This is a genomic window from Streptomyces sp. NPDC097617, assembly GCF_044761485.1.
GTDB lineage: Bacteria > Actinomycetota > Actinomycetes > Streptomycetales > Streptomycetaceae > Streptomyces.
This window is the reverse complement of sequence record NZ_JBIWCL010000024.1, coordinates 128,935-151,487: the sequence shown is the minus strand read 5'-3', so window position 1 is coordinate 151,487 and position 22,553 is coordinate 128,935. Positions and strand designations below refer to the sequence as shown.

Annotated in this window: 20 protein-coding genes; 12 read left to right on the top strand and 8 right to left on the bottom strand. The window is 71.5% G+C overall.

Going from position 1 to position 22,553, the window contains the following annotated elements:
• Positions 1-97 precede the first annotated feature (97 nt).
• The gene (locus ACIQZO_RS31365; RefSeq protein WP_403632576.1) at positions 98-481 is read right to left on the bottom strand and encodes a VOC family protein; all 384 of its coding nucleotides are present in this window, start codon (positions 479-481) and stop codon (positions 98-100) included.
• Positions 482-840: 359 nt separating this feature from the next.
• Here ACIQZO_RS31365 and ACIQZO_RS31360 point away from each other — a divergent pair, with 359 nt between their 5' ends.
• Together ACIQZO_RS31360 and ACIQZO_RS31355 are read left to right on the top strand one after the other, a co-directional pair.
• Positions 841-1,515, top strand: a complete 675-nt coding sequence (locus ACIQZO_RS31360; protein ID WP_403632573.1) for an alpha/beta hydrolase — start codon at positions 841-843, stop codon at positions 1,513-1,515.
• 309 nt (positions 1,516-1,824) lie between these two features.
• On the top strand, positions 1,825-2,181 hold the full coding sequence (locus ACIQZO_RS31355) for a hypothetical protein (protein WP_403632570.1): 357 nt from the start codon (positions 1,825-1,827) through the stop codon (positions 2,179-2,181).
• A gap of 69 nt (positions 2,182-2,250) precedes the next feature.
• Here the strand turns inward: ACIQZO_RS31355 and ACIQZO_RS31350 are convergent, their stop codons facing one another.
• Positions 2,251-3,147: a hypothetical protein gene (locus ACIQZO_RS31350; RefSeq protein WP_403632568.1), complete on the bottom strand. Its 897-nt coding sequence runs from the start codon at positions 3,145-3,147 to the stop codon at positions 2,251-2,253.
• Positions 3,148-3,425: 278 nt separating this feature from the next.
• Here ACIQZO_RS31350 and ACIQZO_RS31345 point away from each other — a divergent pair, with 278 nt between their 5' ends.
• Positions 3,426-4,115: a hypothetical protein gene (locus tag ACIQZO_RS31345; protein ID WP_403632565.1), complete on the top strand. Its 690-nt coding sequence runs from the start codon at positions 3,426-3,428 to the stop codon at positions 4,113-4,115.
• Positions 4,116-4,121: 6 nt separating this feature from the next.
• Here the strand turns inward: ACIQZO_RS31345 and ACIQZO_RS31340 are convergent, their stop codons facing one another.
• Positions 4,122-4,973 carry an alpha/beta fold hydrolase gene (locus ACIQZO_RS31340; RefSeq protein ID WP_403632562.1) on the bottom strand — a complete coding sequence of 284 codons (852 nt, stop codon included), beginning with the start codon at positions 4,971-4,973 and terminating at the stop codon, positions 4,122-4,124.
• Positions 4,974-5,440: 467 nt separating this feature from the next.
• Here ACIQZO_RS31340 and ACIQZO_RS31335 point away from each other — a divergent pair, with 467 nt between their 5' ends.
• Positions 5,441-6,823, top strand: a complete 1,383-nt coding sequence (locus tag ACIQZO_RS31335; protein ID WP_403632559.1) for a phosphotransferase — start codon at positions 5,441-5,443, stop codon at positions 6,821-6,823.
• 174 nt (positions 6,824-6,997) lie between these two features.
• Here ACIQZO_RS31335 and ACIQZO_RS31330 read toward each other — a convergent pair whose 3' ends face one another.
• The 3 genes from ACIQZO_RS31330 to ACIQZO_RS31320 are packed head-to-tail and all read right to left on the bottom strand — an operon-like array spanning position 6,998 to position 10,697.
• A complete protein-coding gene (locus tag ACIQZO_RS31330) occupies positions 6,998-9,379 on the bottom strand; it encodes an FtsX-like permease family protein (RefSeq protein WP_403632622.1) in 2,382 nt (793 codons plus the stop codon).
• 2 nt (positions 9,380-9,381) lie between these two features.
• Positions 9,382-10,161, bottom strand: a complete 780-nt coding sequence (locus ACIQZO_RS31325) for an ABC transporter ATP-binding protein (RefSeq protein WP_403632619.1) — start codon at positions 10,159-10,161, stop codon at positions 9,382-9,384.
• A gap of 29 nt (positions 10,162-10,190) precedes the next feature.
• The gene (locus tag ACIQZO_RS31320) at positions 10,191-10,697 is read right to left on the bottom strand and encodes a PadR family transcriptional regulator (protein ID WP_403632557.1); all 507 of its coding nucleotides are present in this window, start codon (positions 10,695-10,697) and stop codon (positions 10,191-10,193) included.
• Positions 10,698-10,866: 169 nt separating this feature from the next.
• Between ACIQZO_RS31320 and ACIQZO_RS31315 the strand changes: the two genes are divergently transcribed.
• The 6 genes from ACIQZO_RS31315 (at position 10,867) to ACIQZO_RS31290 (ending at position 18,613) form a co-directional block, all read left to right on the top strand.
• On the top strand, positions 10,867-12,153 hold the full coding sequence (locus ACIQZO_RS31315; RefSeq protein WP_403632554.1) for an ABC transporter substrate-binding protein: 1,287 nt from the start codon (positions 10,867-10,869) through the stop codon (positions 12,151-12,153).
• A 247-nt stretch (positions 12,154-12,400) separates the two neighbouring features.
• Positions 12,401-14,110 carry a glycoside hydrolase family 13 protein gene (locus tag ACIQZO_RS31310; protein ID WP_403632551.1) on the top strand — a complete coding sequence of 570 codons (1,710 nt, stop codon included), beginning with the start codon at positions 12,401-12,403 and terminating at the stop codon, positions 14,108-14,110.
• Positions 14,111-14,190: 80 nt separating this feature from the next.
• Positions 14,191-15,522, top strand: a complete 1,332-nt coding sequence (locus ACIQZO_RS31305; RefSeq protein WP_403632548.1) for an ABC transporter substrate-binding protein — start codon at positions 14,191-14,193, stop codon at positions 15,520-15,522.
• A 7-nt stretch (positions 15,523-15,529) separates the two neighbouring features.
• A complete protein-coding gene (locus ACIQZO_RS31300) occupies positions 15,530-16,921 on the top strand; it encodes an ABC transporter permease subunit (RefSeq protein WP_403632545.1) in 1,392 nt (463 codons plus the stop codon).
• Positions 16,918-17,880, top strand: a complete 963-nt coding sequence (locus tag ACIQZO_RS31295; RefSeq protein ID WP_403632542.1) for a carbohydrate ABC transporter permease — start codon at positions 16,918-16,920, stop codon at positions 17,878-17,880. The genes ACIQZO_RS31300 and ACIQZO_RS31295 overlap by 4 nt, the downstream gene beginning before the upstream one ends.
• A gap of 193 nt (positions 17,881-18,073) precedes the next feature.
• Entirely contained in the window at positions 18,074-18,613 is a 540-nt protein-coding gene (locus ACIQZO_RS31290; protein WP_403632539.1) for a hypothetical protein, read from the top strand.
• 151 nt (positions 18,614-18,764) lie between these two features.
• On the opposite strand, the gene ACIQZO_RS31285 is transcribed toward ACIQZO_RS31290, so the two are convergent.
• The gene (locus ACIQZO_RS31285) at positions 18,765-19,262 is read right to left on the bottom strand and encodes an RrF2 family transcriptional regulator (RefSeq protein ID WP_403632536.1); all 498 of its coding nucleotides are present in this window, start codon (positions 19,260-19,262) and stop codon (positions 18,765-18,767) included.
• A gap of 538 nt (positions 19,263-19,800) precedes the next feature.
• Positions 19,801-20,409 carry an amidase family protein gene (locus ACIQZO_RS31280; RefSeq protein WP_403632534.1) on the bottom strand — a complete coding sequence of 203 codons (609 nt, stop codon included), beginning with the start codon at positions 20,407-20,409 and terminating at the stop codon, positions 19,801-19,803.
• A 135-nt stretch (positions 20,410-20,544) separates the two neighbouring features.
• On the opposite strand from ACIQZO_RS31280, the gene ACIQZO_RS31275 reads away from it, so the two are divergent.
• The gene (locus ACIQZO_RS31275; RefSeq protein WP_403632532.1) at positions 20,545-20,784 is read left to right on the top strand and encodes a chaplin; all 240 of its coding nucleotides are present in this window, start codon (positions 20,545-20,547) and stop codon (positions 20,782-20,784) included.
• A gap of 142 nt (positions 20,785-20,926) precedes the next feature.
• Positions 20,927-22,540, top strand: a complete 1,614-nt coding sequence (locus ACIQZO_RS31270) for a molybdopterin-dependent oxidoreductase (RefSeq protein WP_403632529.1) — start codon at positions 20,927-20,929, stop codon at positions 22,538-22,540.
• Positions 22,541-22,553 lie beyond the last annotated feature (13 nt).

Sequence of the window (22,553 nt, the reverse complement as noted above, 5' to 3'; positions counted from 1 at the left end):
GCGACTGTCCGCTGCGGGACGGCCGTGCTGGTCGCAGCACTCAACGGGTTGCCGCGATCAGCTGCCGGGGTCGGGGCTCAGCCTGAGCTTGCGCTCCTCAAGAAGGCATCGCGGCGCGGTCGGACTCGCCACGCAGGACACAGAATTCATTGCCCTCAGGATCGGCGAGGACAGCCCAGCCCGCACCGTCGGACTGCCGGCGATCAGCTACCAGGGTGGCCCCGAGAGCAAGCAGTCGCTCGACCTCCTCCTCGCGCGAGGTCGTCGGACGGAGGCACAGGTGGATCCGATTCTTGATCGTTTTCGGCTCCGGCACCTGGTTGAAGTACAGCACCGGGCCCTCCGGAAGCATCACCTGAGTCTCCCGGCCGCCCGGTCTGTCCTGCGGATGCAACGGAGAACCGGTCACCTCACTCCAAAACCGCGCCAACTCATAGGCATCCGAACAGTCGATCGCCACGTTCTGCACTACCGAAACCATGCCGCTCAGCCTGCCTGAGCGCCCCTGGGTCCGCCACCAGAGTTGTCCAAGCCCCACCTGTGTGTTCGAACTCGCCTGCCATATGAGAGCCAGTACCCTCACAACAGGCAGCCCTGGACGGTGTCTCCCGGACCTGGCAGTGAGCTCCTCCGCAGGCGACCGTGCCCGGTCCGTAGCCAGTGGGCAGCTCGCCCCGGCAGGCATCGGCCGGCACTGCCAGGATCGTCGCGAAGATCCGCTTCCGGGTCCCGTCCACGGCCCACCCGATCAGCCGTGCGGGGGGGCGTCCGGACGCCAGCTCGTCGTGCAGATTCCGGAACCAAGGTCAATGGCCTGACATCGGCCTGAGGAGGGACACCATGACCGCTGTGGTGCTCGTTCACGGCCTGTATCACCGCCCCGAACACTTCGCGCTGGTCGCAGAGCAGCTGCGGACCGCAGGAACCGACGTTCTCGTGCCCGAGCTCCACCGGGGCTCATTGCTCGCCGATACAGCCGCGGTCCAGGCTGTTGTCGACGCGCTTGAGGAACCTCCGATCGTGCTGGGTCACTCCTACGGCGGGTCGGTGATCACCGGAGTATGCGGAGCAAGGCACTTGGTCTACCTGGCAGCCTTCGTGCCGGATGTCGGCGAGAGCGCGGCCGGTCTGGGTGGGGCGTCCTCGCAGCTCCAGGACGCGATCAGCCCCGGGCCCGACGGCTCGACCAGCCTGCACCCCGACCGGGCTGCCGCCACACTCTTTGACGACTGCCCCGAGCCTCTCGCTGCCTGGGCAGTTGACCTACTGCGTCCCCAAGCCCCCGGCTGCGGGCGCGGAGTTCCGGAGCGCCACAGCTGGAAGCACGCACCGGCCACGTACGTCGTCTGCGCACAGGACCGGGCGATCGACCCTCGCATGCAGCGGACGATGGCCGCGCGCTGCACCGACGTGCGCGAGTGGCAGACAGGCCACTCCCCCTTCGTAGGACAGCCCGGCCTCATCTTTGAACTCCTGCAGGAACTGCTCGCCACCGACGCATCGCGCATGCCGTGATCAGTCGCAGGTCTCTGCCGAAGTGGAAGGGTGGGGACATCGCCGCGTACCGTGACTGCGTCGGGTACCGCGTCCGGCGGGTGTTCCCGAGGTGCGGGTGCGTGAAGATGGTCCGGCCCGGTACACGGGAGGCCGAGCACGGGGTGCTGAACATCCTGGGCCGGGCCTACTGGGCCGAGGGGTGGCGGTACGTCCTGTCCGGGCCACCGGGTCGGCCGCTGACGTCCGAGCAACTGGACGGCGTCCGCACCGGGTTGGAGGGGTGGCTGGAGGGCTGGGCCGAAGGCCTTAGCGGCGGCCGGGCGCGAGGTGCCGGTCGGCACGGCCGAGCTGACCCGGGCGCTCACCGGGGAGGCCCGGGAGTTCCTGAAGGTCGCCCTGGGCGAGGGGGCGATGGTCTACGCCGAGGCGCGGTTGCCGGTCGTGCCGGACGGCAAGGGCCGGTACGGGCGGGCGGACCTGCTGGGGTGGTCGCCCGGGCCGCTCCCCGACTTCGTCGTGGAGATCGACTCGGCGCCGAACCCGTCATCGGTGCAGAAGCTGGAATTCGTACGGGCCGCGGGAGCGGTGCCGCTGCGGGTGTGGTTCGGGTCCGGGCAGGTGAAGGACTTCGACGGGGTGGAGGGGGTGGACGCCCAGGAGTTGATCCGCCGTTTCGGGAGTTGATGGAGGAACCCCTTCCGCAGCCCGACACTTCCCGCTGCCCGCAAGGGCCCAGTCCGGGGCCGGCCCCGCTTACGGTGCGGCTCGGGTACGGGCGCGCCTGCCTGCGGGCCTTGCGGGGGCCGCCTGTGGGCGTTCGTAGAGCTGGAGGACGCCGCCGATCGAGAAGCTCAGCGCGCCGGCCAGGGTCGCCCAGTTGGCGATGTCGACGTTGACCAGGCTTCCGGTGGCGGGCCGGCTGAAGGCGGCCAGCGCCGAGACCATGAAGAGCACCGAACCGAACTGGTTCACGGCGACGACCCACCACCCGAGGCTGCGCGAACGGAAGCAGGGCCAGGGCCGATGGCAGATCTCGACGAACGCCAGATGCCCCGAGATCAGGAACAGCAGACATCCGATCACGTCGGGGGTCCAGATGAGCCGGTTGACCTGTTGGGTGGTGAGGCCCTGCAGGAAGGAGTCCAGGAGGTTGACGCCGAACACGAGCGTTCCGACGAACAGGACGAAGGTGCTCAGCCAGTCCAGCCGCATGGGCTCGTACCCCCACCACCGCCAGTCGGCGGTGCCGAGGAACCGGCCTTCCGGGGCGTGCCGGGGCGCGTTCAGCACCTGCAGGAGCGAGACGTAGCCGCCGGTGTTGAAGAACAGACCCCCGGCGAAGTAGACCCAGGCGCTCAGGAGCGGATCACCCGCACCGAACTGGGCGATCGCGGCGCCGAGCGCGAAGAGCGCCCCGCCGATGATGAACGCGCACGAGGCTACGACGTTGAGCCTGCGCAGGCGGAGCAGTGCCTCCGGGCCGGCGGGCGAGGGCCGGTCGACGGTGTCCCCCGGGCCTCGGACCGACAGCGTGCCGCGCCTGCGCGCGAGCCGCGAGTCCCAGACCACCCTCTCCCCTTCGGGCCGCTCCCAGGTGAGCCGGGTGGTGAACGGTCCTGCGCCTTCGACGCGCTGCTCGGGCTGTCCCACGTCGCGAGCCTAGTGCGGGTGGCAGCGCCGGACGGTGAGCGAAACGTACCTGCCGCGCGGTGCGCGTCGTAAGGCGTCGGCAGCTGCCACCGCCGCTTCTCCCGCCGATCGATGGCCGCTCCCGCAGCATCGCCCCCCCCCGGACCTCGCTGCCGGTCCTGCTCGGCCGTATGACATGACCCGCCAACCGGGCCAGGCATTCGGGTCGTTCCGGCATGGTGCCTGGCTGACCGCGCGGAGCGTCGAGATGCTGGTGGCCGGACCAGGCAGGAGAAATCGTGGACGAACCCAGCCTCCAAGGACCTCGAAGCCCGTCACCCACCGCCGGTGCGAGCCGAGGTGTCGCCGGCCAGCCCGGAGTCATCGGCATCGCGCTCGGGGCGGTGCTGGCGGCCGTACTCGCGCAAGGTTCGTGGCAGTGGTTCTCCACGTACATCGGCGTGACCCTCCTCGCCGTGCTCTTCACCCTCTACCGACTGCCGAGGTGGACGCCCGGTCTCCGATGTGCGTACGTGGGGAACCTGACGGCGTATTCGCTGGTCGTCGGCCTGTGCGTCGCGATCACGCTGGCCCCCATGCTGCAGCGCTGGGCGTGGCTGTTCCCGATGCCGGGCACCCGTGCCAGGTGTCCGGCGCTGGGCAGGTACGAGAACATCCGGACCGAGGCGGCGCTGGCGGACCTGGCCGGTCGCGACGGTGCCGCGTTGGCTCGCACGCAGGAGGTCCAGAGCCACGTCGCCGTTGCCGACTGCCTGTCCGCCACCACGACCCTGTGGTTGCCGGTCTACGCAGCCGGGGTGGCCCTGCTGGTGGGCGTGGGTGCGTGGGCCATCGATCGGGTCAGGGCGCGGAACGATGAGCGAGCCGGAGAGAGCAATGCGCCGGGCTCCGCCCCTGGTCCTGGTCCTGGTGCTGGTGCTGGTGCTGGTCCCGGCCCCGGCCCCGGCTCCGGTCCCGATCAGCCGTAGACCTGCTCATCGGGGCTGAGGCGAGGTGTGTGCGAGGAGCGCGGTGACGATCGTCGCCCAGTCCGCTCGCTCCACCCCGTGCCCGGCGTCCTCCAGAGCCAAGAGGCTTCCGCCCGGGATCTGTTCCGCGAGTGCCTCACCGTGCCGGAGCGGGAACAGCGGGTCGGCCGTTCCGTGGATCACCAGCGTGGGCACTGTCATCGATGACAGGGGTGCTGGTGCGGGCGCGTCGTCCTGCAGCAGATCGTGGTTGCGGACCGCGGTGAAGTCGTCCGCGCGCTCGACGTCGCGGCGGACCAGGCTGCGGGCGGCGGCCTCGTCGAACGGGCGCCGGCCGCCCGCGAGGACACGCGCGTAGGCGACCTGGTGGTCGATCACCGATTCCGCATCCGACCAGTCGACGTGGGAGGCCGAGACGAACGTGGTGAACTCCTCGGTCGGCCCGGGCAGGCCGCGGACGTCGGGCACGGCCGAGGACGTACTGATCAGGACGAGCGAGAGGACGCGGCCGGCGTGATCGAGTGCGAGCAGCTGCGCGAGTGCGCCTCCGGCCGAGACACCGACGATGTGCGCGGCCGGGATTCCATGGGCGTCGAGCACACGGACGGCATCGGCGACCAGGTCCGCACCGCTGTACCCGGGGCGGCCCGGCTCGTAGGTGACCGATCTGCCGGTATCGTGGTGGTCGTAGCGGATCACGAAGCGCCCGCCCTCGGCGAGCATCCGGCAGAAGCCCTCCTCCCACCAGAGCATCGAAGCCCCCGTACCCATGACGAGCAGCACGGGCGGATCCGACGGGGCACCGAAGGGCTCGGTACAGAGTCGGATCCCCTCCGGCTCGATCATGCGCTCGACCATCGCTGCCGCTCCCTCTCCTGTCCCACAGCGTCTCCTGTCCCACAGCGCCCACGCGCCGTCAGGCCCATGTCCCCGATGTGCCCCACGCCCCCACGCCCCAGACAACCCATGCACCCCACGCGCCATGCCCGGCGCGCTCTGGGACCGGCCAGGCCGAAGTCCCGGCCCCTCGACCATGCCATCGGTCGCTCCTCGCCGGGCTGAACGGAGCCCTACCCCCGGCGGGGATTCCCCCTCCCGGGCGACACCCACCCGTAGCGGGTCGCCGAGCCAGGATCATCCTGTGATGCGCCACCGAAGGGGTCCGGCCGTTACGGCCCCGGATCCGGGGCGTTCTCAGTGCACCGGATTCACAGCCATCCGTCCGGGCCGCCCGGCACCCGGCCCTGCGCCCACGATCGGAGACACATGAGCCCGTTCGACCCGGTGGCCGGCGGCCACGCCCGGCACCGAACCAAAATCGCGTCGTGAGCGGCGGTCCGCGGCACACCGTGCCGGTCGACGTCCATCTCGTGCTGCGCCGTACCAGCGGGTCCGGCCCGGAGGTGTTGCTGTCCCGCCGGTCCGGGCCGGTGTACGCGGCGGGGTTGTGGCATCTGCCCTCCGGGCACCTCGAGGCGGGTGAGGACATGGTCGACGGGGTGATCCGTGAGGCGTGCGAGGAGACCGGCGTCGTCATCGCGGCGGCGGATGTGACCGCCGCGGTCACGGTCCACCATCGGCCTCCCATCGGTGCCGGGTCGCGGATCGGCGTCTTCTTCGAGGTGCGGCGGTGGTCCGGTGTGCCCCGGGTGATGGAGCCGGACCGATGCGACGGCATGGGGTGGTATGCGCTGGACGACCTGCCGGAGCCGATGGTGGCCTACTGCCGGGCCGGCCTGGACGCCTACCGCGCCGGCCTGCCTGCCGCCGTGCACTTCCAGCAGCCCGGCGACCGCGTCCGGTACGCCGCGGACGCCACCAACCGCACCCGACTCGTGCAGGGGCCGACCACGGACGGGGTGGAGCTGCCGCACCGGCTGCGGGAGTTCGCCGAGCGCGCGGTCGGCCGCATCGCGGCGGCGGCCGAGGTCTCCTGGGGGCGCGGCGGCAGCCGGGTATGGCGCCTCACCGGTTCCGGCGGCGGCACCTGGTACCTCAAGCAGCACCGCGGGCCGACCTTTCACGAGCGCGAGGTGGCCGCGTACCGTGCCTGGGTGCCCGTGCTCGGGCGCGGGGCTCCGCACCTCGTCGCGGTCGATACGGCGGCGCGGGCCGTCGTGATCACCGCGCTGGCGGGGCGCTCCCCGCACGGAACGGTCCTCGGCGCCGCGGCCGAGGTACGTCTGCACCGGGAGCTGGGCCGCCTGGCCTCTGCCCTGCACCACTGCACCCCGGAACGGCCCGCCGGACTTCCCGCTGCCACCGGCAGCGTGAAGCGCCACCTGGAGGAGGCCCGGCCGTACCTGGCCGAGGGGGACGAGGAGCTGGTCCTCGCCCTGGCCCGCACCTACGAGGACCTCCCGCGGCCCGTACTGGTACCCACGCACGGGGACCTCCAGTACCGCAACGTGCTCCTGGCCGACGACGGAGAGGTGACGCTGTTCGACTTCGAGCGGTCGCAGTACGCCACCGCCACCCGCGACATGGTGCGCCTCGGCGACACCTGGACCGGCCGGCCCGACCTGCGCGCCGCCTTCCTCGACGGGTACGGCAGGGCGCTCACCCCGACCGAGGAGCTCCGGCAGGACTGCGAGTCCGCTTTCGACGCGGTCTGCGGTATCGCCTACGGCGTCGGCCACGACGACCCCGAGGTCACGGAACGCGGCCACCGCACCCTGCTGCGGCTTCACGCGGCCCACCGCCCGTAATCGATCGGGTCTCCCGCCGGCCCGATACGTCCAGCCCAAGGCCATACGCCAGGCCCCATACGTCAAGCCCCATACGTCAAGCCCCATACGTCAAGCCCGGTACGTCAAGCCCCATACGTCAAGCCCGGTACGTCAGGCCCGCTGCGTCAGGCCCGCTGCGTCAGGCCCGCTGCGTCAGAGCGTTTCGCTCAGGGAGTCCGCGAGGCGGCGCCGTGCCGCGCGCGTCGCCGGCAGCGTCGCCGCCACCACCGCGCCCAGCACCGCTGCGACGATCACGGTCAGCAGGATCGGCAGCGCGGGCAGTTGGGCGATACCCGCGCCGATGCCGCTCGATGCGCCCTGGGTGTCGACCAGCCAGCTGCCGGACAGCACTCCCAGCACCGTGCCGAGGACGGCGGATGCCAGCGCGGTGAGGCCGGCGGCCGTCACGATCATCGAGCCGATCTGCCGGGGCGTCAGCCCGATCGCCTTCAGTGCGAGCAGGTCCCGGCCCCGGTCGCGGACGCCCGTGCTGATCAGTGTCAGCAGATCGATCAGGCCTATCAGTGCCAGGACCGCGATGAGGGCGGCGATCACTGCGCGCGCCGGTTCCAGCCGGTCGACCGGGTTCGGCGTCTCCCGGACCTCCAGCGTGCCGCCGGCCGTTCCGGCGAGCGCGGCGCCGACGGCCCGGGGGTCGGCGCCCTCGCGCAGTACCAGGGCGTGGAAGTCGGCGCGCAACTGCGGGTCGCGCTCCCGCAGCGCGTCGATGGTGGTCGTGATGACGCGGCCCCCGGACTCGGGTTCGATGGTGCGGCCGACGACGTGCAGGATCTGGGGCCGTCCTTCTACGGTCATGCGGACCCACGCGCCGACGCGCACTCCGAGGAGGTCGAGCAGTCCCTGTCCGGCCACCGCTTCGTCCGGACCGCTGACTGCTCGCCCTTCCACCACCTTGGCGGGGTACGGGTCCCGGGCGGTGCCCAGCCCCCGGAGGGTGATCGTCCCGGTCTGCCCCGGCACCAGCGCCGCCATCTCGGCGCCCGGGTGGACGGTGGCGACATCGGGGACGGCCGCGAGGGTCTTCTCCAGTTCCGCCTCGGACTGCGGCGACGCGGCCGGCTGTCCGGCCCGTACGGTCAGTGCCGCGGGCAGCCCCATCTGCGCGGGGCGGCTGCGGAACTGGTCCAGGGTCGACCAGGCGACGAGCGCGACCGTGATGAGGAGCAGCGGCAGGGCGAGGCGGGCGACGGGGACGAGCGTCCGGCCGCGCCGCGGGAAGGCCGCACGCCAGCCCAGGACCAGGGCGGGGGGCACGCGTACGCCGAGCGCCCGTCTGCCGAGCGCGGTCATCGGGGCGGCGGTCGGCAGTGCGGCGCGGGCCACCGGCACGGGCGGAACCCGTCCGGCGCGCCAGGCCGAGAGGCCGGTGGCGGCCGCGATCAGCAGCACCGCTCCGCAGGGGACGCCGAGCATGAGCGCGGTGTGGCCGGGCAGGTCCTGCCATACGGCGGCCGCCTCGCCGATCCGCCCGGGTATCCGGGCGCCGAGCAGGGCGATCGCGGCGGTGCCGAGGGCCACGCCGAGCAGTGCGAAGGCCAGATGCTGGACGAGGAAGCCGCGGGTCACCTGGCCGGGGGTGAAACCGACGGCCTTGAGGATCGCGATATCCCTGAGCTGGCCGCGGACCCGGGCGCCGATCGCTCCGGCGGCGGCGAGCGCCGCCGCGAGCAGCGCCCCGAGGCCGAAGACGGCGAACATCTGGCCGAGCAGCCGGTCGTCGCCGCCCGCCTCGGCCCGTGCCTGCTGCCATTTGGTGACCTGGGCGACCCGGTCGGCGCCGAGGACGGTCACGGCGCGCTGGACGGCGAAGTCGGTGTCGTCCGGGTTCGCCAGGCGCAGGCCCACGCTCTGGCCGGTGTCTCCGTGGGCGATCTCGTCGAGGGTGCCGGACGGCACCCAGCCGATGCCGGGCCCGCCGCCGGGGTGGTAGCGGGGTTCGGCCACCTCGGCGATCCCGCGCACCCGCAGTGCGTGCGGTGCGCCGTCCGGGCCGGTGACCCGGACGGTGTCGCCCGGTTCAGCCCAGAGCGCCCTCGCGACGGAGGCCTCCAGTACGACGTCACCGTTACCGGGACCAGTACCGGCACCGGCACCGGTACCCGCACCCGTGCCGCTCGCGCCCGCGCCCTCGTCCGGCTCGGTGAGCCAGCTTCCGGCGGTGACGAGCGGTCGCCCGGTCTCCGGGGGCGCCGCCGTGGCCGCGCGCAGTGTCACCCCGACCCGGGCGCCGCGGGACTCGACCGTCGTCGCCGCTGTCCGGTAGGGCCCTGAGAGGGCTGCGACCCCGTCCACGCGGGACAGGGCCGCCATGTCCGCCCCGGCTCGGGTGTGCAGCCAGATGTGCGCGCCGTGGGACTGGTTGAAGACGCGCTGCCAGGGGTTCGCGGCGTAGCTGAACAGCGCGCCGGCGAGCAGCAGCGAGGCGATGATCCCGGCGCTGGCCAGTACGACGAAGAGGGCTTCGCCGCGGTGTGCGCGGAAGTCGGCGTGTGCCCAGCGCAGCGTGGCCCGCACGGTCACCGCTTCGGTTCCAGTTCCAGGTCCAGTACGCCGGAGACGCCGCGGGACGGCGCGCCGCGTCCGCCGCCGCCGAGCTGCGCGTCGTCGGCTATCCGACCGTCGAAGAAGCTGATGACGCGGTCGGCGGCGCTGGCCATCCGGGCGTCGTGGGTGACCATCATGATCGTCTGGCCGCGCTCGTGGAAGCGGGAGAGCAGCCGCAGTACCTCGCGGGTGCCCTTGCTGTCGAGGCTGCCGGCCGGTTCGTCGGCGAGCAGCAGCGCGGGGTGGTTGACCAGGGCACGGGCGAGCGCGACGCGCTGCTGCTCGCCGCCGGACAGCTCGCCGGGCATGGACCGTTCGCGGCCTTCGAGGCCGAGGTCGGCCAGGAGTTCGGCACGGGATGCGCGGGCGGCCTTCGGGGAGGCTCCGGCCAGCAGGGCGGGCAGTTCGACGTTGTCGGCGACGGTGAGGTTGGAGACCAGGTTGAAGAACTGGAAGACGACGCCGATGCTGCGCCGCCGCAGGACCGCCCAGCGGGCCTCGCGGTACTCGTCGACGCGCTCGCCGCCGAGCCACAGCTTCCCGCTGTCGGGCCGCTGGAGGCCGCCTATCAGGTGCAGCAGCGTGGACTTGCCGGCTCCGGAGGGTCCGGTGACCGCGACGAACTCGCCCGGCCGGACGGACAGGTCCACACCGCGTACGGCGTGCACCGGTACGCCTTCGCCGTGGTGCGTCTTGGTCAGGCCCTCGGCGCGCACGATGGGCTCGACGGGGGCGACCGGGTCGGCGGACATGCCAGGAGCGGCCGTGGTGGCGTCGTCGCTCATTCCAGCTCCTCCTGGCAGCGTTCAAGCCAGTCGAGGTCGGCCTGCAGGTGCAGCATGGCGCCCTCGATCAGCAATTGGGAGATCTTGTTGTCGCGGTCCTCCGCCGCGGCCAGCTTGGACAGGTCCCGCATGGAGTTGAGGTACTGCCGCCGCTGCTTGTTGATCAGTGCGACCGGATCGGCCAGCCCCGACTGCGGTGAGAGCGCCAGCTTCATGAAGAACTCGTCCCGTACCCGGGGCTCCTCGGTGGTGTCCTCGAACCAGGCCTGCACGGCCTCGCGCCCGGCATCCGTGAGCCTGTACGTGCGCTTGTTGGGACGTCCCGACTGCGCGACGTCCTCGCCCTCGATCAGGCCGCTCTTCTCCAGCCGGCCGAGGGTGACGTAGATCTGGCCGACGTTGGGCTGAGGGTACGCGGCGCCCAGGAGCTTCTCAAGGTCCTGCTTCAGCTCGTAACCGTGCGCAGGGCTACGGGTGAGGAGCGCAAGGAGCGCCAGCCGCACTCGCTCCCCCTCCTTCCCGCTCCGTAGTCAACGGTTCACTCGGCAGCGGTCCGAGTTGCGCCGCCGTCCGTCTCGTCTGCCTGGGTGTCTAGTATCGCCCATGCCTAACGGGTATATATAGGCCACGATGGTCGGCAGCGCAGCCGGATCGTGCACTGGGAGGGAATCTATGCGGTGGATGCGTGCCGCGGGTAGAGCTCTCCTGGTCGGGGCGGTCGTGCTGGCGGGATACACGGGTTTCGGCGTCCGCGCCGACGCGGGGGCTGCCTCCGACGCGGCTTCCGGGAGTCGCGGCCCGCTGACGCTCGTAACGGCGGGCGACCTGACCGACTACCTTCCTCCGCTCCTCGACGACTGGAACGACGCGCATCCCGGCGAGCGGGTCACGCTCGTCGAGCTGCCGGACTCGGCGGACGAGACCCGGGCCCAGATGATCAGCGAACTGCGATCGGGCCGTGACCGGTTCGACGTGCTGAACATCGACGTCGCCTGGACGTCCGAGTTCGCGGCGGCCGGGTGGATCTCCCCGCTCCGGCGCGACCGCTTCCCGCTGGACGCCTTCCTGCGTCCGGTCGTCGACACCGCGACCTTCGACGGCCGGTTGTACGCGGTCCCGTACGTCACCAACGCGGGGCTGCTGTACTACCGCAAGGACATCCTGGACCGGGCGGGCGAGGAGCCGCCGCGCACCTGGTCCGATCTGGTCCGCCAGGCGCGCACGATCGCCCCGGAGTACGGACTGGACGGCTACGCAGGGCAGTTCCTGCCGTACGAGGGGCTCACCGTCAACGTCACGGAGGCCGTGCACTCGGCGGGCGGATCGATCCTGCGCGACGACGGTGCCCGCGTGAGCGTGGACTCCGAGGCGGCGCGCGCCGGACTGCGGTTCCTCGCGGACGGTGTGCGGGACGGCTGGATCCCCCGCGACGCGCTCGGCTACAAGGAGGAGGAGTCGCGGCAGGCCTTCCAGGACGGCCGGCTGCTCTTCCTGCGGAACTGGCCCTACGTGTACGCGGACGCGAGCGCGCAGGGCTCGAAGGTCTCCGGCAGGTTCGGCGCGGTGCCGCTGCCCGGACCGAACGGGCCCGGCACCAGCGTGCTGGGCGGTTCCAACCTCGCCGTGAGCAGCCATGCGCGGCATCCGGCCTCGGCAGCCGATCTGATCGCGTACCTGACCAGCGAACGGGTGCAGCGCCAGGTGCTCACCAAGGGCTCGCTGCCGCCCGTGCGCGCCGCACTGTACGAGGATCCCGAGCTGGTGCGCGCGTTTCCGTATCTGCCCACGCTCCGCCAGAGCGTGCTGTCGGCGGTGCCGCGCCCCAAGAGTCCGCGCTACGACCAGGTGAGCCTGGCCGTGCAGGCCGTGGCGCAGGACGTGATGGCGCTGCGCCAGACGCCCGAGGAGGCGACGGCGCGGCTCGCACGCGAGCTCGGGGCCATTTCCCGCAAGGGCTGAGCGCACTCCGCCGTCCCTCCTTCCTTCTCCTGCTTTCTGCTGCGACCAAGGGTCTCTACGGGTCTCTACTTACATGTTAAGTAGAGACCCTTCTTCATGCATGCGGATGTTTCCGTACAAACCACCCCAGATTTTCGCTGTTTCTGGACACATCGTTGACACCTTCCAGTCACTGCTACTTAACATGCATGCATAACAGCGCACCGATCCGGAGCGCTCTCGCATTCAGCAGACAGGTCGACGCGAGATGCTCAGCACCCTTCCGGCCGACACCGGCCACCCCTCCCGCACCGCCTCCCCCAGCGCCCCGAGCGCCCCGAGCGCCCCGAGCGCCCCCTGGTGGCGTGACGCGGTGATCTACCAGGTCTACGTCCGCAGCTTCCTCGACAGCACCGGGGACGGCATCGGTGACCTGGCCGGCGTCCGGGCCGGACTCCCTTACCTGCGCAAGCTCGGAGTCGACGGCATCTGGCTCAGCCCCTTCTACCCGTCGCCTCAGCACGACCACGGCTACGACGTCGCCGACTACTGCGGTGTCGACCCCGTCTACGGCGACCTCGCCGAGTTCGACCGGTTGGTCGCCGACGCCCGCCGCCTCGGGCTCAGGCTGCTGCTCGACATCGTCCCCAACCACTGCTCCAGCGAGCACCCGTGGTTCCGGGACGCGCTCGCCGCAGAACCCGGAAGCCCGGCACGCTCCCGCTTCCACTTCGCGCCCGGCCGCGGCCCGGACGGGGCCGAGCCCCCCAACAACTGGCGCGCCATGTTCGGCGGTCCCGCCTGGAGCCGGATCACCGAGCCCGACGGCACCCCCGGCGAGTGGTACCTGCACCTCTTCACGCCCGAGCAGCCCGACCTGAACTGGCGCGACCCGGCCGTCGGCGACGACTTCGAGCAGGTGCTGCGCTTCTGGCTGGACCGCGGGGTCGACGGCTTCCGCATCGATGTCGCCGCCGGCCTGTTCAAGCACCCGGAGCTGCCCGACTCCGATGATCCCGGAGCCGACGAGCGCGCCCGGGACGCCGTCAACCAGCTGGCCTGGAACCAGCCCGAGGTGCACGACGTGTGGCGGCGCTGGCGCGCGCTCTGCGAGGAGTACACCGCCGCCGACGGCCACGAGCGGCTGCTGGTCGGCGAGGTGTCCGTACCCACCGCACGCGAGCACGCCGAGTACGTCCGTCCCGACGAACTGCACCAGGCCTTCTTCTTCGACCTGCTCAGCGCGCCCTGGGACGCCGACGCCTTCCGCACCACGATCACCGAGGCGGTACGCGACATCGCGGGCACCGGCTCCACCGTCACCTGGGTCCTCAACAACCACGACCAGGTCCGCACCGTGACCCGCTACGCGGGCGAGCCCGGGGTCGAAGGCAGCGGACTGGGCGCCGCCCGTGCCCGCGCCGCGGCCCTCCTGATGCTCGCACTGCCCGGCGCCGCCTACGTCTACCAGGGCGAGGAACTCGGTCTCCCCGAGGTGCTCGACCTGCCCGACGAGGTCCTCACCGACCCGATCTTCCTGCGCACGGGCAGCCGCAAGCACGTACGGGACGGTTGCCGCGTGCCGCTTCCCTGGTCCGGGCACGCCTCGCCGTTCGGCTTCACCCGGGATGCCGGCGGCGCCATGCCGTGGCTGCCGCAGCCCGAGTGGTTCGCCGAGCACGCCACCGACCGCGCCCTGGCCGACACCCGTTCGTTCTGGCACCTGTACCGCGACGGCCTCCAGCTGCGGCGCACCCTGCCGCAGCTCGGTGACGGCGCCCTGCGCTGGCTGGACGCGCCACCGCAGGTACTGGCGATCGTCCGGGGCGACGGACTGGTCTGCGCGGTGAACTTCGGCGCGGAGCCGGTGCCCGCGCCGGTCCCCGGAACTCCGCTGCTCGCCAGCGGCCCGTGCCCCGACGGCGTGCTCCCCGCGGCGACCGCCGCCTGGTGGATCGCCGAGTGCCCGGCCCCCTGACCTTGCCTCCTGTTCCCCTCCCCCTCTTTCCCTCCCCCTCTTTCCCTCCCCGCGTGCAACCCCAGACGTAAGGACCTCTCATGCGACGACCCAGCACGATGACCCGGCGGACCGCGGCCACCGCATCGGCGGCACTCGCTCTCGCCCTCGGGGCCACCGCCTGCGGCGGCACCACCGGACCCGCGAGCGGCGGCGAACTGAGCGGCCAGACCGTGACCGTCGCGGGTGTCTGGACCGGCAGCGAGCAGCAGAACTTCAAGAAGGTCCTGGACGCCTTCACCGAGAAGACCGGAGCCAAGACGGTCTTCGTGCCCTCCGGCGACAATGTCTCCACCTTCGTCGGAAGCAAGATCGAGGGCGGCAACGCGCCCGACGTGGTGATGGTGCCCCAGGTGGGTGTGCTCCAGCAGTTCGCCAAGAAGGGCTGGCTCCAGCCCCTCTCCGAGCCGGCCACCCGGAGCGCGGGCTCCACCCTCGCCCCGGTCTGGCGGAACTACGGCACCGTCGACGGCGCGTACTACGGCCTCTACTTCAAGGCCGCCCACAAGTCCACCGTCTGGTACGCCCCGGAGGCCTTCGCCCAGGCCGGGGTCACCGAGCCGAAGAGTTACAGCGACATGCTGAAGGCCGGTCGCACCCTCGCCGACTCCGGCCGCCCCGCCTTCGCCATAGCCGGTGAGGACGGCTGGACCCTCACCGACTGGTTCGAGAACATCTACCTCTCCCAGGCCGGGCCGGAGAAGTACGACCAGCTCGCCCAGCACCGGATCAAGTGGACCGACGAGAGCGTGGTCAAGGCACTGACCACCCTCGGAGACCTGTTCAGGGACAAGCAACTCGTCGCCGGCGGCGCCCAGAGCGCACTCGGAACCGACTTCCCCTCGTCCGTTGCACAGGTCTTCGGCCCCGAGCCCAAGGCGGGCATGGTCTACGAAGGGGACTTCGTCGGCGGCGTCGCCAAGGACCAGTTCGGCAAGAAGCTGGGGACTGACGCCAAGTTCTTCCCGTTCCCCGGGGTCGACGGCGGCAAGGCGCCGGTCGTCAGCGGCGGCGACGCGGCCGTCGTCCTCAAGGACGGCAAGAACAACAAGGCCGGCATGAAGTTGGTCGAGTACCTGGCCGGCGCCGAGGCGGCCTCCGTCTGGGCCGGCGCGGGCGGCTTCCTGTCCCCGAACAAGGAGGTCGACATCGCCTCGTACGGCGACGAGATCACCCGCAGCACCGCCGACTCGCTCATCGCGGCGGGCGACTCGATTCGCTTCGACATGTCGGACCAGGCCCCCGCCGCGTTCGGCGGGACCAAGGGCGCGGGCGAGTGGAAGCTCCTCCAGGACTTCCTGCGCGACCCGTCGGACCCGCAGGGCACCTCCGCGAAGCTCGAGGCGGAGGCCGCCAAGGCCTACGGGAACTGAGGCCCCCATGACTGACACCGTGACCACCCGCGCGGTCACCGCCCGGGCTCCGGCAGGCAAGGGGTCGGCAGGCAAGGGCCCGGGCGGCGGGGACCCGGCCGACGGGCGGCGACTGGCCCGGCGCAGGAAGCGCCGCCTCGCGGTGGTCTTCGTCCTCCCGGCCCTGCTGCTGCTCGGCGCGCTGGTCGTCTACCCCGTCCTCTTCTCCCTCGGCCGAAGCCTCTTCGACGCCGACGGCGACCGCTTCGTAGGAGCCGGGAACTACGTCGCGCTCGTACAGGACCCGGCCACCCTGAAGGCGATCCGCAACAGCGCCATCTGGGTCGTGGTGGCCCCCACCCTGCTCACCGGGCTCGGGCTGATGCTCGCCGTGCTCACCGAGAAGGTGCGCTGGGCGACCGCGTTCAAGCTCGTGCTCTTCCTTCCGATGGCCGTGTCGTTCCTTGCCGCGGGCATCATCTTCCGGCTCGCCTACGAACAGAACCCGGACCGGGGCGTGCTCAACGCCGCCGTCGTCGGCGTCCACGACAGCTTCGTGGACCCCGCCGCCTATCCGACGGCCCGGGCCCGGGAGGGCCAGGGCCTGACGGGCGGGGCGGGCGGCCCGTACAGCACCGAGGAGACCGTACGTCCCGGTCGCTCGGTCAGTCTCGGGCTCATCGGGGTGGCGCCTGCCTCGATCCCCACCGCAGCGAAGCCCGCGGCCGCCGCGGCGCCCGCCACGGACGGGATCGGGGGCGTCGTCTACCTCGACTTCGCCCCCGGCGGGGCCGGTGTCCCGGGCCGCATCGACGCCGGCGAGAACGGGCTGCCGGGTATGACGGTCGAGGCGGTGCGGGACGGCCGGGTGGCCGCCAGTACCGTGACGGCCGACGACGGGTCGTTCCGCCTCAACGGGCTGGCCGAGGACGGGTACACCGTCAGGCTGCCCGCGACCAACTTCGCAGCCCCGTACCAGGGGGTGAACTGGCTCGGTCCGGCGCTGGTCACACCGGCCATCATCGGCGCGTACCTGTGGGTGTGGACCGGCTTCGCAATGGTCCTGATCGGCGCGGGCCTGGCGGCCATCCCCCGGGACGCGCTGGAGGCCGCACGCATGGACGGTGCCACCGAAGGGCAGATCTTCCGCAAGATCACCGTGCCGCTGCTCGCGCCGGTGCTCACGGTCGTCTTCGTGACCCTGGTGATCAACGTGATGAAGGTCTTCGACCTCGTCTACATCATCGCGCCGGGACCGGTCCAGGAGGAGGCGAACGTACTGGCCACCCGCATGTGGCTGGTCTCGTTCGGCGGCGGCAACGACCAGGGGCTCGGCAGCGCGCTGAGCGTGGTGCTCCTCCTGCTGGTCGTCCCGGCGATGATCTTCAACATCCGGCGTTTCCGAAGGAGTGGAGCATGAGCGGCCCCAGCGTCATCGAGCGTCGGCATGGGCGCGAGGGCGAGCTGGGGAAGGGGCGTGGGCTTGTGCGTGGGCGCGGGCGCGGGCGCGGGCGCGGGCGCGGAAACGCGCGCGGTGACGGGAACCGGCTGTCGCGCCTGCTGAGCAACTCCCTCGTCCAGGGCGCACTGCTGCTGGTCGCCCTGGTCTGGATCACCCCGCTGGCGGGCCTGCTCCTGTCCTCACTGCGCACCGAGGGCGACAACGCCTCCGACGGCTGGTGGACCGCCCTCACCGACCCGTCCCAGCTGTCCCTGGACAACTACGGCGCCCTCCTGAAGGACTCCGGCATCGCTGCGGCTTTCGGGAACACCGTCCTGATCTCCGTACCCACCACCGCCTTGGTGGTAGCCATCGCGGCGCTCGCCGGATACGCCTTCGCCTGGCTGGAGTTCCCCGGCCGGGACGCCGTCTTCCTGGTGGTCGTAGGGCTGCTGGTCGTGCCCGTGCAGATCGGGCTGCTGCCGGTCGCCAAACTCTTCGGCGCGGTGGGGCTGTTCGGCACGGTGGCGGGGGTCGTCCTCTTCCACGTCGCCTACGGACTGCCGTTCGCGATCTTCCTGCTGCGCAACTACTTCGCGGAGATACCGCGCGAAATGCTGGAGGCCGCCCGGATGGACGGCGGCAGCGAGTGGCGGATCTTCTCCCGGCTGGTGCTGCCGCTCGGCCGGCCGGCCATCGCGAGCCTGGCCATCTTCCAGTTCCTCTGGGTCTGGAACGACATGCTCGTGGCACTGCTCTTCGCGGACAGCGGTTCGCAGCCGCTCACAGTCGCGTTGCAGTCGCAGATGCGGCAGTTCGGAAGCAACATCGGCGTCCTCGCGCCGGGGGCGTTCCTGTCCCTGGTGGTCCCGCTGATCGTCTTCTTCGCCTTCCAGCGGCACTTCGTCCAGGGGGTGATGGCGGGCTCGGTGAAGTAGCCGCCCTCGCTCCCCTGCGCGGCTCAGGCTCTGCCACCGGTTCGGGAACCGGTGGCAGAGCCTGAGCCGCGGCGTCCGTGGGTCCTGTGCCAGCATGGGCGTAGCAATATGATCAGACTGTCAGGCACCAAGGGAACGACGTGATCACGGAGTACCAGAGAGGCTGCGCGAGCGCTACCTCGCCGCCCCCGTCATGCCGGCCCCGCAGCCATGGCAACCGGTACTCGACCGCAGAACGCCCATCGGGGGCCTGCTCGGCATCGGCTTCGCCGTCCACCCCGACAGTGGGCACGACCTCGTCATGGTCGTCTCCGGTGACGGCCACGGACTTTTTGACGCGGTCACCGGCGAGAAGATCGCCCGTGACCGGGATCCAGATCCTGACACCAGCACCCCCGATGCCCACCCGGACCTCACCTGCCCCGGCCTCGGACCGGTCGCAGGCACCCAGATCCGCATCGCCGGTTTCTTCGGCGGCGGCCTCCACAGCACCACCCCCGACGGCTGGACCCTGGATGTCGTCAGCCCGGAGTGGCCCCATGACCGCGTGATCCTCTCCGCGGACGGCGGGTCCAACAAGGGCCCGGCGGGAGAGACGTGGTGGCACGTCTTCCACTCGGAGTACTCAGAACTCCGCGCTGCCGGATTCTCGCCGTCCGGCCTCACCCTGGCCGTCGCCACCAGCAGCGACCTCACTCTCTGGACCCGTAAGAGCCTCCGCTTCAACGACTGAGCGCGGTGGACAGGACGGGCGATGAGGGGCAGGCGCGGCCTGCACGGGGCCCACTGAGCCGACCGGCAGCCGGGAGTTCGTCGGCCTACTGGCACAGCTCGGGACAGCCGTGTCGCCGGGGACGGCTGGCCGAAGTCGGCAACGCCCATGATCAACGCGCGTGGCCGGCTGCCGGGCCGGGCTCCGGGGCCAGCCATGCGCCGACGCTGGGCAGCGCCTCGGGACCGTTGTCCCGTTCCACCGAGCCGACCAGATCGGCGATGGTGACCCCCCGCAGCGACGCCCGCCAGGCGGCCTCGGCCTCGCCCATCACGCGGGCGATCCCGCACGGCTTCGTGCACGCCTCGGGCGGGGCCCCGAGCGGGCCGCGCTGACGGATCTCGGTGCACATGAAGGCCGGGTCCGCTCCGTCGACGGCCTGCACCACATCCAGGACGGTGATCTCGGAAGCGGGCCTGGTCAGTGCGTATCCGCCGGTCTTGCCCTGGACGGAAGCCACTAGTCCTGCGCGGGACAGGGCCTGCATCTGCTTGGCCAGGTAGCTCGGCGATACGTCGTGGAGCAGCGCCAGGCGGGCGGCGGGCACCGGCCGACTCGCCGCGGTCAGCACCACACAGCAGTGCAGCGCCCACTCGACGCCCCCTGTCATTCCGTTTTCCGGGCGGGTCCAGGCGGCCACCTCGACGCGGAGGCGTCGCGCAGGCTGCGCGTGCTACCCCGGGCCCTCGGATCCTTGACCGATTCCGAGGGCCCGCTCATGCCCGAAGCCCCGTAAACAGCACGCACGGTGCGTACCCACCCCCGTCGGGTACGCCCTTACGTTGCCACCGAAACGAGCCGCCACAGCGGGTCGAGCACCACGTAGCGCACACCGTAGACAGATGAGCACACCGTGCGCAAATTCGGCCACGCCGGCAGTCGACTCGTCGAGCGCACCCGTCACACCCAGAAACGCCAACGCACCTGCGGGGCGTCGGGGTGCCGCCAGTGGCCGGCCGCCGGAGCAACGGGCGCTGCTCCGGCAGGGCGTTCAGCGGTGGGCGCCGCGCATACCTTCGCCCACCTGCGCTGGTTCCGCCGCCTGCGGATCGGCTGGTGATTCCGGGAATGCCGACGGTACGGAGGGTGTCTGGGGTGGTGAAAGTCGATATCAGCGTCAGGTGCAAGGGGCACGAGATGCCTCTGCCTCAGCCCGGGCGGACACGCTGGGGGACGGTGTCCGGGTCCGCGGGGTCTGTGCCGCCTATCGCCCACAGGTTCAGTGCGGCGTCGGTGTCGTTGCGGGTGGTGGGGCCGGCGCTGTCGTGGCGTGCGGTGATGGGCACGATGCCGCGGCGACTCAGCACTATGAGCGAGGGCTTGACGCCCACGGCGGAGTTCACACTGGACGGGCGGACGATCGAGCCGTCGGTCTCGGTTCCGATCGTCACCGCGGCAAGGCTCGTGGCGGCGGCGACGGCCGAGCCGCTGGAGGAGCCACAAGGGCTCCGGTCCAGGACGTACGGCGTTGTGGGTCTGGCCGCCGGTGGCTGACCAGCCCGCGAGGGCCTGCGAGGAGCGGAACTGCGCCCATTGCGACCCCTGAAACGATCATGAGTGGTCCCCCCACCGCAGGTAGGGCTGTCACCCCACCCCCAGCGGTTCGACAGCTTCGTGCCGGTCTCTCGGAAGCTCTCGGAGGTCCTCCTCCTCCCTGCGGCGCCCCGCCCGGACGTCACATCGCTGAGGGCCACTGCCCTGGGCTTTCCAGCGACGACGTGGGCATGGCGGTTGGGCCGAGTGGACCACGGGTTCATCCCTTCGGGGGAAGGTCGGTCGGGAGGCCAAGCCGGGACCGGGCTCGATGGCGAATGGGGCGTGCGGACCGGTTACCGGCCGCGCGGCACCCCGTACCGGGGGTGCCGCCGAGTACCGATCAAGGAGATCTCGTCATGTCGCGTGTTCTGAAGAACGCAGCCCTCGTCCTGGCCGCCGGGGCCGTCGTGGTCGGCGGTGCGTCGATGGCTTCGGCGGACGCCGGCGCCCAGGGTGCTGCCATCGGGTCGCCGGGTGTGCTGTCGGGCAACCTGATCCAGGTCCCGATCCACATCCCGGTCAACGCGTGCGGGAACTCCGTCAGCATCATCGGGCTGCTCAACCCGGCCTTCGGCAACACCTGCGTCAACGCCTGACCTGGGCCTATGACGGGCCGGTCCTCGCTTGTCGGCGGAGGACCGGCCTCCAGACCGCTCGGGCACGACCCAGGCGTCAATAAGACTGCCGATCTTCACTTGATCAGGTGACACGACCCATCCGGGGCGAGAAGCGTGCCGAATGCCCAGCGTGAGGATCAACCGAAGGACCGTCAAACGCGGCGCACTCGCCGCCACGAGCGGGCTGCTCGCCGGATTCACGGCCCTGGCCGTGGGCGAGCTGGTCGCCTCCCTCGTACGGCCCCAGGCCGGGCCGGTCACCGTCGTCGGCGGAGCCGCCATCGACCGGACGCCGGCGTGGCTGAAGGACTACGCGATCCGCACCTTCGGCGAGAGCGACAAGTTGGTGCTCCAGCTGGGGATCCTGGCCACCATCGGGGTGCTCGCCGCCCTGCTCGGCCTGCTCGCCCTGCGGCACCGGCGTACAGGGGCGGCCGGCGTGCTCGCCTTCGGAGTCGTCGGCGCGGCCGCGGCGCTCACCAGGCCCGATTCGGCCGGAGCGGGCGACGTACTGCCTTCGCTGCTGGGGGCCGTGGCGGGAGCGGCCGTCCTCTATCTGCTCGTCGGACACCTGACCGTCGCCTCCGCAGCGCCCGGCGACGGTGAGGTTGAGGGTGAGGGCGGGTCAGCGGTGGGGCCGGGCGGCTGGAACCGGCGCGGCTTCCTGCTCGGCGCCGGTGTCGCGGCGGTCGCCGCCACCGGAGCCGGAGTACTCGGCCGGACCCTGACCGGTCGCGCCGGCCAAGGCGTGCTCGCCTCCCGGGCAGCCGTCGAACTTCCCACGCCCGCGTCTCCGGCCGCTGCCGTTCCGCCCCGCGCGGTACTCCGTATCCCCGGTCTCAGCGCGTTCACCACCCCCAGCAAGGACTTCTACCGAGTGGACACCGCGCTGGTGGTGCCCAAAGTGGACGCGGGCACCTGGCGGTTGCGGATCCACGGCAAGGGGGTCATGCGCCCGCGCACCTACACCTTCGAGGAGCTGCTCGGGCGGCCTCTGATCGAACGCGACATCACCCTGACCTGCGTGTCCAACGAAGTGGGAGGCCCCTACGTGGGCAGTGCCCGGTGGCTGGGCGTCCGCCTCGCGGACCTCCTCCAGGAGGCGGGCGTCAGGCCCCCGTCCCGAGGCGGCCGGGCGGACCAGCTGGTGGCCCGGTCCGTGGACGGCATGACCCTGGGCTCACCCGTCGAGGACGTCATGGACGGCCGCGACGCGATGCTGGCCCTCGGTATGAACGGCGAACCGCTGCCGTTCGACCACGGCTTTCCCGTACGGATGGTCGTGCCGGGTCTGTACGGCTACGTCTCGGCCTGCAAGTGGATCCAGGACATCGAGCTGACCACCTTCGACACCTACGACCCGTACTGGGTCAAGCGGCAGTGGGCCCGCACGGCCCCCATCAAGACCCAGGCGCGCATCGACACCCCCAAACCGTTCGCACAGGCCGGCGCCGGCACGGTGACGGTCGCGGGTGTCGCGTGGGCGCAACACCGAGGCATCCAGCGGGTCGAGGTCCGTGTCGACGACGGCCCATGGCAGGAGGCCGAGCTCGCCGAGCAGGCCACCACCGACACGTGGCGCCAGTGGTCCTTCCCCTGGAAGACGACACCTGGAGGCCACAACCTCACCGTGCGCGCGACCGACGGCACCGGTCAGGTGCAGACCGAGCAGCGCGCCCGGACCATCCCCGACGGGGCCAGCGGCTGGCACAGCGTCTTCGTCACCGCCACCTGAGCCATCTCCCCGG

Coding starts and splice junctions, on each gene's coding strand:
- ACIQZO_RS31365 (WP_403632576.1), bottom strand. CDS start 481: ATGGTTTCGGTAGTGCAGAACGTGGCGATCGACTGTTCGGATGCCTAT.
- ACIQZO_RS31360 (WP_403632573.1), top strand. CDS start 841: ATGACCGCTGTGGTGCTCGTTCACGGCCTGTATCACCGCCCCGAACAC.
- ACIQZO_RS31340 (WP_403632562.1), bottom strand. CDS start 4,973: ATGGTCGAGCGCATGATCGAGCCGGAGGGGATCCGACTCTGTACCGAG.
- ACIQZO_RS31325 (WP_403632619.1), bottom strand. CDS start 10,161: ATGTCCGCCGACCCGGTCGCCCCCGTCGAGCCCATCGTGCGCGCCGAG.
- ACIQZO_RS31315 (WP_403632554.1), top strand. CDS start 10,867: ATGCGGTGGATGCGTGCCGCGGGTAGAGCTCTCCTGGTCGGGGCGGTC.
- ACIQZO_RS31310 (WP_403632551.1), top strand. CDS start 12,401: ATGCTCAGCACCCTTCCGGCCGACACCGGCCACCCCTCCCGCACCGCC.
- ACIQZO_RS31305 (WP_403632548.1), top strand. CDS start 14,191: ATGCGACGACCCAGCACGATGACCCGGCGGACCGCGGCCACCGCATCG.
- ACIQZO_RS31300 (WP_403632545.1), top strand. CDS start 15,530: ATGACTGACACCGTGACCACCCGCGCGGTCACCGCCCGGGCTCCGGCA.
- ACIQZO_RS31295 (WP_403632542.1), top strand. CDS start 16,918: ATGAGCGGCCCCAGCGTCATCGAGCGTCGGCATGGGCGCGAGGGCGAG.
- ACIQZO_RS31290 (WP_403632539.1), top strand. CDS start 18,074: ATGCCGGCCCCGCAGCCATGGCAACCGGTACTCGACCGCAGAACGCCC.
- ACIQZO_RS31285 (WP_403632536.1), bottom strand. CDS start 19,262: ATGACAGGGGGCGTCGAGTGGGCGCTGCACTGCTGTGTGGTGCTGACC.
- ACIQZO_RS31280 (WP_403632534.1), bottom strand. CDS start 20,409: ATGAACCCGTGGTCCACTCGGCCCAACCGCCATGCCCACGTCGTCGCT.
- ACIQZO_RS31275 (WP_403632532.1), top strand. CDS start 20,545: ATGTCGCGTGTTCTGAAGAACGCAGCCCTCGTCCTGGCCGCCGGGGCC.
- ACIQZO_RS31270 (WP_403632529.1), top strand. CDS start 20,927: ATGCCCAGCGTGAGGATCAACCGAAGGACCGTCAAACGCGGCGCACTC.